This is a genomic window from Mesotoga sp. UBA5825 (genome assembly GCF_002432955.1).
Taxonomy (GTDB): Bacteria; Thermotogota; Thermotogae; order Petrotogales; family Kosmotogaceae; genus Mesotoga.
Genome location: NZ_DJHG01000019.1, coordinates 10,670 through 20,840, shown reverse-complemented (window position 1 = coordinate 20,840; position 10,171 = coordinate 10,670). Strand labels below are relative to the sequence as shown.

General features: G+C 48.4%; 10 protein-coding genes. All 10 read right to left on the bottom strand.

Going from position 1 to position 10,171, the window contains the following annotated elements; genetic code table 11:
- Positions 1-876: ABC transporter ATP-binding protein (locus B3N33_RS01220; RefSeq protein WP_292591908.1), on the bottom strand; the 876-nt coding region annotated here is incomplete at its 3' end.
- A gap of 1 nt (position 877) precedes the next feature.
- Positions 878-1,921 (bottom strand): ABC transporter ATP-binding protein, encoded by a 1,044-nt coding sequence (locus tag B3N33_RS01215; protein WP_292591907.1) that lies wholly within the window; start codon positions 1,919-1,921, stop codon positions 878-880.
- 16 nt (positions 1,922-1,937) lie between these two features.
- Positions 1,938-2,867: an ABC transporter permease gene (locus B3N33_RS01210; protein ID WP_292591906.1), complete on the bottom strand. Its 930-nt coding sequence runs from the start codon at positions 2,865-2,867 to the stop codon at positions 1,938-1,940.
- 9 nt (positions 2,868-2,876) lie between these two features.
- Positions 2,877-3,797 (bottom strand): ABC transporter permease, encoded by a 921-nt coding sequence (locus tag B3N33_RS01205; protein WP_292591905.1) that lies wholly within the window; start codon positions 3,795-3,797, stop codon positions 2,877-2,879.
- A 90-nt stretch (positions 3,798-3,887) separates the two neighbouring features.
- Positions 3,888-5,492, bottom strand: a complete 1,605-nt coding sequence (locus B3N33_RS01200; RefSeq protein WP_292591904.1) for a peptide ABC transporter substrate-binding protein — start codon at positions 5,490-5,492, stop codon at positions 3,888-3,890.
- A gap of 387 nt (positions 5,493-5,879) precedes the next feature.
- Positions 5,880-6,743 (bottom strand): carbohydrate ABC transporter permease, encoded by an 864-nt coding sequence (locus B3N33_RS01195; protein ID WP_422655892.1) that lies wholly within the window; start codon positions 6,741-6,743, stop codon positions 5,880-5,882.
- A gap of 125 nt (positions 6,744-6,868) precedes the next feature.
- The gene (locus B3N33_RS01190) at positions 6,869-7,762 is read right to left on the bottom strand and encodes a carbohydrate ABC transporter permease (RefSeq protein WP_099830127.1); all 894 of its coding nucleotides are present in this window, start codon (positions 7,760-7,762) and stop codon (positions 6,869-6,871) included.
- A 31-nt stretch (positions 7,763-7,793) separates the two neighbouring features.
- A complete protein-coding gene (locus tag B3N33_RS01185) occupies positions 7,794-9,068 on the bottom strand; it encodes an ABC transporter substrate-binding protein (RefSeq protein WP_102818857.1) in 1,275 nt (424 codons plus the stop codon).
- A 3-nt stretch (positions 9,069-9,071) separates the two neighbouring features.
- Positions 9,072-9,887 (bottom strand): metallophosphoesterase family protein, encoded by an 816-nt coding sequence (locus B3N33_RS01180; RefSeq protein WP_292591902.1) that lies wholly within the window; start codon positions 9,885-9,887, stop codon positions 9,072-9,074.
- 4 nt (positions 9,888-9,891) lie between these two features.
- Positions 9,892-10,122, bottom strand: a complete 231-nt coding sequence (locus tag B3N33_RS01175; protein WP_422655891.1) for a substrate-binding domain-containing protein — start codon at positions 10,120-10,122, stop codon at positions 9,892-9,894.
- Positions 10,123-10,171: the final 49 nt, after the last annotated feature.

Below are 10,171 nucleotides of genomic sequence, written 5' to 3'. Positions count from 1 at the left end.
GAACTTGCACCGGGATGAGAAACGACAGCCTGGGGCAGGATTTATCGGGCTTGGGACCTCTCCAGAAAGGAGATCGTGTTTATGACTCTTTTCATAGTCGGGATCTGCTATCGGCACCGCCTCCAGAAGGCCGAGCGTATATGGATGCAAAGGATTCTCAAAGAGCTCTTCTGTTTGGGCTTTTTCGACAAGAGAACCGAGGTACATCACTACTGTATCGTCTGAGATATACCTGATCATGCTCAAGTCATGAGCTATGAAGAGATAGGTTAGATCGAGCCTCTTCTGTAGATCAATCAGAAGATTGATGATCTGGGCTTGTATAGAGACGTCGAGTGCCGAGATCGCCTCGTCACAGACGAGAAACTCAGGTCCAACAGCAAGAGCGCGGGCGATTCCTATACGCTGCCGCTGTCCGCCGCTGAACTCGTGAGGAAAACGGTTTGCATGTTCTCTGTTGAGACCGACCATTTCAAGCATCTCGTAGATCCTTTCCATCCGTTCGGTCTTTGTGCGGCACAGTTTATGAATGTCTATGCCCTCTCCGACTATCGCGCTCACGGTCTTTCTAGGATCAAGAGATGCATAGGGATCCTGGAAGATCATTTGCATTTTCTTCGTCACTTGCCGATATTTCTTGTTGTTTAGCTCGTGGACGTTGATTCCGTTGAAGAGAACCTTCCCCTCGTCGGGTTTGTAAAGGTGAACGATTGTCCTGCCTACAGTGGTCTTTCCACACCCGGATTCTCCCACCATGCCGAGAATCTTTCCTCTATCTATGGAAAAGCTGACATTATCAACGGCTTTGAGGACCTGCCTTTTCGATATCTGGAAATACTTCTTCAGGTTTTTCACCTCAAGGATCTTCTGCGGCATGTCAGATCACATCCTTACTGGAGTTCTCTTTGGCGTGCCTCTTCATAACGTAGGGGTCTATCCCGGGAGCCCTTTGATCGAGCAGCCAGCAGGAGGCGAAATGGCCTCTTACTATCTCCGTTGAAGGCGGGTCGTTCTCTTTGCACACCTTCATTCGATACTCGCAACGATCATAGAATCCACAGCCTTTGGGAGGCATGAAGAGATCGGGAGGGGTTCCCTTTATCGTGGGAAGCTGTTCCGTTCTCTTCTTTCCTACGGCAGGGACGCTGTTCAAAAGCCCCCACGTGTAAGGATGACGTGGACTATAGAAAATGTCTTCGGTCTTTCCGGTTTCCACGATTTTCCCGGCGTACATGACGGATATCCTCTCCGCGAATCTCGCGACGATTCCCAGGTTGTGAGTGATTAGGACGACCGCCATATCGAATTCTCGCTTAAGATGGTTCATCAGTTCGAGGATCTGAGCCTGAGTAGTAACGTCAAGAGATGTGGTCGGTTCGTCTGCAAAGAGAATCTTGGGATTGCAGGCAAGAGCGATGGCAATCATTACCCGCTGCCGCATTCCTCCGGAGTACATATGGGGGTAGCGCATGATGTTTCTCTCTGGATCAGATATTCCTACTTCTTTCAGAAGTTTTATGCTGCGTTTTCGGGCCTCTTCGGGAGAGATCTTCTCGTGTTTCTTTATTCCCTCGGATATCTGTCTGCCAATCCGCATAGTTGGGTTCAAGCTCGTCATCGGGTCCTGGAATATCATTGACATTTCCTTTCCCCTCAGCTTTTCCATCTGTCTGTCGCTGTAGTTGGTGATGTCTTTGCCACGATAGACTATCTTTCCACCCTTGAGCCTTCCGGGAGGCGTAGGAACAAGTTTCATTATCGATTGAACGGTAACGCTCTTTCCACAGCCCGACTCACCGACGATAGCAAGAGACTCACTATGATTTATATGAAAGGAGACACCCCTAATGGCGTGTACCTCTCCAGCATAAGTATCGAATGAAAACTCAAGATTACTAACTTCAAGTATCTTCTCAGTCACGATAAGTATCTCCCATTCAGCTTCGTAGTTTCGGATCCAGCGCGTCTCTCAAGCCGTCTCCGAAGAGGTTGAAAGAAAGCATTGTTAAAGAAATCATAATTGTCGGTATCAACAACTGTGTTGGATAAATCCTGAAGACCGCCGTTCCAAGATTGGCAAGCTGTCCCCAACTAGGAATGGGAGGCTTGATCCCCAGACCTATGAAGCTGAGGTAAGCTTCCTGGAATATCGCCGCGGGAACTCCTAGCGTCATGCTTACAACTACTATCCCGAGGGTATTGGGGACGAGATGCTTGAAGATTATGCGGCCGTGTGAAGCCCCCAGTATTCTCGAGGCTAGAACGAACTCCTCTTCCTTTATCTTCAGAATCAGGCCGCGTACATTACGTGCCGAACCCATCCAGCCGGTTATTGCGAAGGCAATTATCAATGGAACGGGACCGGAACCTATGACAAGCATGATAAGTATTATATAGATCATCTGAGGGATACAGATGATGATGTCTATTAGTCTCATAATTATCATGTCTACCTTGCCGCCGAAGTATCCGGATATTCCTCCTATCACAATGCCGATCAGACTCGGGATAATCGAGCCAAAGATTCCGACTGCAAGCGACACTCTTGCCCCTACCCATGTTCTAACCCACAGATCCCTTCCCAGCGAATCGGTTCCGAACCAGTGTTCGGAAGACGGTGCCGCGTTGATATTTCTAAGGTTCTGCTGACTGTATGAATAAGACGATAGTTGAGGGATAATTATCGAAAACAAAGCAATTGCCAGAATAATTATCATTCCGGTCATTGCAACTTTGTTCTTAAAGAGTCTCCTCCAGACATCCTTCCAGAAGGAGATGCTGGGTCGGGTGAGAACTTCCGATTTTTCTTCTGTCTCCCCGACAAATTCGAATTCGTCTTTTGGTATACCTGCAAATTCTTTAATCACTGCAATACCTCACTTAGCTATCCTGATTCGCGGATCGACAATTCCATAAGCTATGTCTACAAGAAAATTTGCTGTCACCAGGAAGGCCCCGAAAAATACAGTAAGCCCCATTGTCATCGTGTAGTCAAGGCCGGTAATGGAGTTCACGAAATGAAGCCCCAATCCCGGTATCGCAAAGATCTTTTCAATTACGAAGGTTCCCATTAGCACACTGGCCACCATCGGGCCCATCATTGTCAGTATCGGGATAAGAGCGTTTCGAATTTCGTGACTCCAAACGATCTTCCCCTCTGAAAGTCCTTTAGATTTTGCCGTCTTCACATAGTCCTGGGTTGTAACTTCAAGCATGCTCGCCCGCATGATTCTTGTCAGTGTAGCGAGAAGGCCAAGGGCGATAGCAACTGTCGGAAGTACTTTGTGCATTTCCGTGGTCCACTGCGCCATCGGCAGAATCTTCAGCTTGAGGGCAAAGATATATTGTAGAAAGGAGCCGAGAATGAAACTCGGTATAGACACACCTATGACCGAAATTATCACGCACAGGTAATCGACGGTCTTTCCTCGCTTTCTCGCTGAAGCTATTCCAAGAAACAGTCCGATAGGCAACGCCAGCGCAAGCGATCGCAGCCCCAGATCGGCAGAGACCGGGAAGGCCTTTGAGATTATGCTGTTGACTGTTCTGTTCGTATATTTTAGTGAATAACCCATGTTCCCCTGCAGAAGATTCCCCATGTATGTGAAGTACTGCTCGATAATCGGCCTATTCAATCCATAGTAGTTCATCATTCTTTCCTGCATTTCGAAGGTCAGAATCTGGTCACTCTGAAAGGGATTTCCCGGCAGAAGCCTGAGCAGGAAAAAAGTTATCGTTGCCAGTAGCCACAACGTTAATAAGGAGATTAAGAGCCGTCTAAAGATATACCTAACCAAATTGTTTCACTCCTTATCTCTTTCAAAAGAACGCAGCCGCATTTAAGGCGGTTAAGCGGCTGCATTCAGTTCAAATTGAATCCCTTCTAATCAGTTTTCAATGTAAGCGAAGATGAATTCGATAGATCCAGTCTGTCTTCCATAATGAAGGTTCTTCACGTATTCACGGCAAAGGTACGCGGTACCGGGGGTCCATAGTGGAGCGACCGGCGCTTCGTCTAGAATGATAGCTTCTGCCTGCTGAATCTGTAGGAGGCGCTCTGCAAGATCGGGGTTCTCCGACTGTGCCGCGATTAGATCAGAGTACTCTTCGCTGTTCCACCTTGCGTAGTTGTTGCCGTTGCCTATGGTGAAGTTGTTCATTATTGTCGCCGGATCTACGCCAGAAGACTGACCGACCAGGAATACGTCGAACTGTCCCGACAAGAGAGCTCCGATGGCCTGTGGAACGGGCAGGATGCTAATTTCGACGTTAACACCCAGCTCATCTTTCCAGCCGGCCTGAAGTGCTTCTGCATACTGCTTGTGAACTGGAGAGTCCATACAGACATAGTTGATTCTCGGAAGGTCTGTCGGCCTCGAAAGCCCCATTTCCGAAAGAGCCTTCTGCAAATAGACCTTAGCCTGTTCAATGTCGCCGCCTGGCGGAACTCCCGTTGAATTCGGATATGTCTCAGTAAATGCCTTACCGTCAACTATGATACTAGGATCTACCATTCTGTCGACCGGGATCGTTCCGGGCGAAGAAATAGCGCCAACAATTGCCTCTCTGTCGATTGCAAAGCTAAGAGCTTTTCGGAGATTCATGTTTTCCAATACAAGTCCTTCTGAACAATTGAATGCGAGATACTGCAGGGTACCGCCACTTCTGCTTCCGAACTCGGGATGCATGATCGTCTGGACCTTTGAAATAGAGTAAATTGAATCTATTTCGCCGAGATCATACATTCCAACCCTAGTGTTCTCGTCTGGAATGATAAGCTCCACGACCCTTTCCAGCTTTACCTTGTCGGCGCTCCAGTATTCTGGATTCTTTTCCAGAGTGATTCTCGCACCCTGAACCCATTCCTTCAAGACGAACGGACCGCAGCCTATGAAGGTTTCCGGGCTGGAAGCGTACGACATCCCGAACTTCTCCACGTAGTCCTGTCTAATGGGGTAGAAGTTGATTCCTTCGGCCATTTCCGTTATGAAGAAGGGGTCGTTGTAAGTGAGAGTCAAAACTAGTGTCTTATCATCTACTGCCTTTACACCGACGAGAGATGTATCGGTAATCTCGCCGTTGTAGTAAGCCTGAGCATTCAGGATCGAGTCGAACTCCGATACCTGTGATGATCCGGTATTGGGATTCATCGTTCTAAGGAAGGAATACTCGAAATCCTTCGCCGTCACCGGTACTCCATCGGACCACTTCGCGTCTCGAAGATGAAATGTGTATACTGTTCCATCTTCCGAAACATCGTATGACTCTGCCAGGCCAGGAATAATCTCGTTATAGCTGTTTCTGATCAATGATTCGTTAAGCGCATACATGATCAAAGCAGACATTTCGTCGTTCATCTGGCTTACGTCAAGCGTCATCACGTCGTTGTGACCAGCGAACGTAAAGACCTGGGGTGTAACACTTGCCGCCAGACAACTAACAGGAATGGTTATCAGTGCAATTAAGACAATGCTCACTATCCACTTTTTCAAGGTCTCCACCCTCCATTTTCCTGAATCGGTATATCTATACTCCTGCCGCAACACGACAGGAGTAGCAGAATAAGTAACCGGACAACTCCAAAGTATAAGAATAGAAAGAAGTAATTACTGAGATACTAGCACATTCATACACAACATGTCAACTTTTTACCTTACAAACTGTGTATGAATAATGTCGAGATGAAGAAGTCAAAACGTGCTGTTTGAATCGCTCATGAGAAACCGGCAATTGATAATGGTTGTCCGTTATCGGTCCGCCGTTCTCCACCGAGGAGACCGGTTCTTCGTTGTTCGTTCTTCGAACCAGATCCCCGATCAAGTCAGCTGACAGAGAATGGTTATTCCGAAAACGCTACAACACACCATTCTGAACTTGATTCAGAATCTCGTGTTCGTAGTTTTCGACTTTGACAAAGAACGAATAACAGATCCTCGCTCTGGATTGAAGAACATGTTCTCCTCGGCGAACGGAGAACCGTTCAACGGCGAACCAGTCCTTTTGCTCTTACCAACCACCAACCACCTACCACCAACCACGGCTCTTAGCATACCACTATGGTTCATATAAGAGCCGTTCTCCGTTGACCGTCCCAGATCATGGACCCGTNNTGGCAGTATAACAAGCAAGGTCGCTGCCATCAACAAAGTCCAGGCAGCCGCACTTTCTGAGGCCTCCGCAAGCATCGCAAGGCCGACGGTCAATGTGCGAGCTTTGACGCTGTCTGTAACTATCAAGGGCCAGAAAAATTCGTTCCAGTGATAGGTCACGCTTATGAGCGTGAAGGCAAGATAGGTCGGTTTAAGCAGCGGGATGGCTATCGAGATCATGAACCTGAAGGTTCCGCAGCCGTCAGTAGTCGCCGCCTCTTCCAGTTCTCTCGGGATTGCTGCGAAGCCCTGTCTCAGCAAGAAGACGCCGATTGCAGAGGCCACATACGGAAGCGCAATGGCAGTCTTCGTATCTAGCAGGCCCATATTGCTGATCGTCAAGTAGTTCGGAACTATGAGCGTCTGTGGGGCGATCATGAGCTGCACAAGCAGAATCATGAAGAGAATCTTCTTGAATCTGAATTCCATTCTGGCGAACGCGTAAGCGGCGAGAGTTACTGTTACAAGTTGCACTGCGAGAAGTCCGAAGGCATAGAGAATCGTGTTGAAATAATACCTCCCGAAGGGGATTATGTTGAAGACCTCTTTGAAGTTGTCTAGAGTCCATTTTTCGGGAAGCCACTTTGGAATCATCGAAAAGACTTCAGTAGGTTCTTTGAAGGCCGTAACGACTATCCAATAGAGCGGGAAAGCGAGAATCACGGCAAAGACTATCATTAACGCGATCGAGACCCACTTAGTCGTTCTTCCTCTTTTCGTCATAGTCTCTCACCCGATTCATAGAAGACTCTCCTTTCCATGAAGAAGAAGGCGAGCATTGTGAATATCAACAAGAGCACAAGGAGTATCACGGTCAGTGCCGAGGCATATCCGAAGTCCCAGTACTTGAAGGCCACCTGATAGATGTAGTAGACAAACATGTTCGTAGTGTTTGCCGGACCGCCTCTCGTCATGAGATAGATCTGATCGACCGCCTGGAAGGAGTTTATTACCGCGATTATGAATGCGAAGAATGTTGTCGGTGATAGCAAGGGCCAGGTTATCTTCCAGAATTTGCGCCAGGCAGAGGCACCGTCTATCGTAGCGACCTCATAGATTTCTGTCGGTAACTGCTGCAGCCCGCCGAGGAATATGACCATATAATATCCAGCGTTCTTCCAGATGGCCACAATGATCAGTGCCCACATAGCGAACCTGCTGTCGCTTACCCATTCAATACTGGGTATGCCGATCTTCCCGAGAATGTAGTTTAGGAAACCGTATCCAGGGAGGAATATGTAAAGCCAGATCATCGATGCGGCGGCCATCGGTATGACGTTGGGGTAGAAGTAAGCCGTCTTAAAGAAAGAGCTTCCGATAATTTTCTGATTCACCAGAAGTGCAAGAGCCAACGCCAGAGCCATGGTTATGGGGACTGTCACAAATGCATAGAAGAGATTGTTCCCAGCTACCTGCCAGAACAGGGGAGTCGAGAAGGCTCTCTTAAAATTGTCGAGGCCCGTGAATACCGGCTCCGGCGTTGCCATATTCATTCTCATGAAACTCAGAAAGAGAGACCTGAATGCCGGGTAGTATGTAAACATGCCAAGGAAAAAGAATGTCGGCGCTATGAAAATCCACGGCAGAATTTTCTTTTTCGTTTTCGTCTTCAATCTACACACCTCCCGGCACTGGACAGGTTGATTACTTCTTATAAGGAGCAAGAATCATTTCGACTTCTTCCTGCAACTGTTTAAGCCCTGCGGAGATCGACACTCTCTCATCGAGGATATTCTGAAGAGTTGTCAAGAAAACCTCCCTAATCTGCGAGTTACTGTGGAAGGCCATCTCCCTTCTAGCAACATCAAGTTGATCTCTTGCCACCAGAATGTACGGGAATCCCTCCGCGAACTCCTTAAGAGCCTCAGTTTCGAAGGCGTCTTTGCGAACCGGTATGTATCCCGTCCCGATGCTCCACCTCGCCGAGTTCTCCGGTTTGCTGAGCCACTTGACGAAGGTCCATGCGGCTTCCTTGTTCTCTTCGGGAATTCCTTTGAAGATGTAGAGGTTTCCACCTCCCGTTGGAACTGCTTTCTTGGCTTCTCCAGGAAGCGGGGCCACTCCAAAATCAAATGTGGCCGAGCTCTTTACGAAACTGAGACTACCGGTAGAGTTGTACATCATCGATGCGGCGCCGGCAACGAAGTCCTGGGATGCGGCTCCATAGCTTCGGTGCCTTGGCATTACTCTCTCGACATTAGTCATGTAGGTCCACTGTTCTACAGCCTTTGCTACCTCGGGCGTGTCGAAGTACGACTCCGTTCCCGTTTCATTGGCGTACTTCCCGCCGGCCTGAAGAATCCATGCCTGAATTGTCCATGTATCGTCTGTAATGTCTTCGAAGCCCCAGCGAGTAACGTTGCCGCGCGAATCCTTGACGGTGAGTTTTTTGGCTGCCTCAAGCAATTCCGCCCAGGTTTTCGGGGGATTTTCGGGATCTAGCCCCACTTCTCTAAAGTGGTCCTTGTTGTAGTAGAAGATCGGGGTGCTTCTCTGGAACGGTATGCTCCATGTAACGCCGTCGATCATCGAATTCTCGAGGAACCCGGCATAGAAAGGTTCTGTGAAGTTCGCGTCTTCTCCCACCATGAACTGGTCCATGTCTTCGATAAGATTCATGTCAAGAAGCGAGAAGATGTCGATGGCGAGAAGAAGAGCAACATCTGGCGGATTCTTTCCCTGAGCGGCTGTTACAGCCTTCTGCATTGTCTGGTCGTAATTTCCGCTGTAAATCGGCTCGACGAAGATATCTGGATGCTCGCTGTTGAAGTCTGCAACGACTTCATCCATTAGAACGGCAAGCGCTCCGGCTACCTGAACGGGAAAGAAGAATCTGAGGTTTGTTACCGAAAATGCTGTTCCTGCAATAAGCACAAGTGAAACTAAGATCACTAAGAAAGTCTTGAAACCGAGTTTCATCTCTTACCCCTCCTTTTTGCGGTTTGTTCTGAAGCGACCCATGAGGATTGACGGTCTAAACATATGGTTTTCTACGATTACCTCTTCTCCGCTGAAATCGATCAAAGTAAACGATCCCGGGATACTCCTCAGCTGATTCCATGTGTCGGTGAATGAAGGCACCGAGACGTAAAGAACTCCCTTTTCGAGCGCAATGCTTGGCCAGTGAACGTGGCCATTTATTGCGGCGATTACGTTTCCGCCTCTTTCAAACATCCGAAGCAACTCCCGCTTGTTCTCGACGTAGGCGAGATTCTCGATGCTCTCAAAATGGACATTCCTTTTGAGAGGCTGTTCATCGAGAGCCTGGTGAGTGAAAACGACTTTCTTTTCCGAAGAAACCACAATCTCCTTTTCAAGCCATCGGAGTGCTTCGTCTGAAACCATCCCTCCAACACCCTGAACAATCGGGTCCTGCGTATTTAAAAGCAGTAAACGTAATCCTTTCACCACTACGGATCGGTTGCCAAGCTTGCTGCCTATTGCCCTTTCATGTTCCTCTTGAGTTAGATTGTCCAGATCGTGGTTCCCGGGAATGTAGTACACCGGGCAGCTAGACTTGGCCAGTATGCCCGATATCTCTCTTAGCGTTTCAATGTCATTTTCCCTGTCTACGGGATTCAGCCTGTCTCCAAGTTCGACAATTCCGTCCGGCTGGATGTTTTCGTTAACGAAATCGATCCATTCGCTCAGGAGACCTTTGACGAGGCTTCCTCTGAGTGACGACCTGTCGGGTCCGGCATGCAGATCCCCTATAACGACGAGCCTTGTTGCTTTCACGAAATCACTTCCTTCTCGCCCGTGAAGATTCTCTGACAATCAGCTTTGTCCCGAGTTNNTTCCTCTCGCCGCTTATATACTGGAGTAGTAGGTTTGCGGCCCTTCTCCCTATTTCGTATGTATTCTGATCCAGAGTTGTCAGAGCCGGAGTGAACTGGGCGGAAAGGAAGATGTTGTCGAATCCGGTGACCGATATCTCTTCGGGAACTCCGATAGAAAGAGCCTTGCATGACACAATAGCGCCGAAGGCAATCAGATCGTTTGCACAGACAACCGCGTCATAA

Coding starts and splice junctions, on each gene's coding strand:
- B3N33_RS01185 (WP_102818857.1), bottom strand. CDS start 9,068: ATGAAACTCGGTTTCAAGACTTTCTTAGTGATCTTAGTTTCACTTGTG.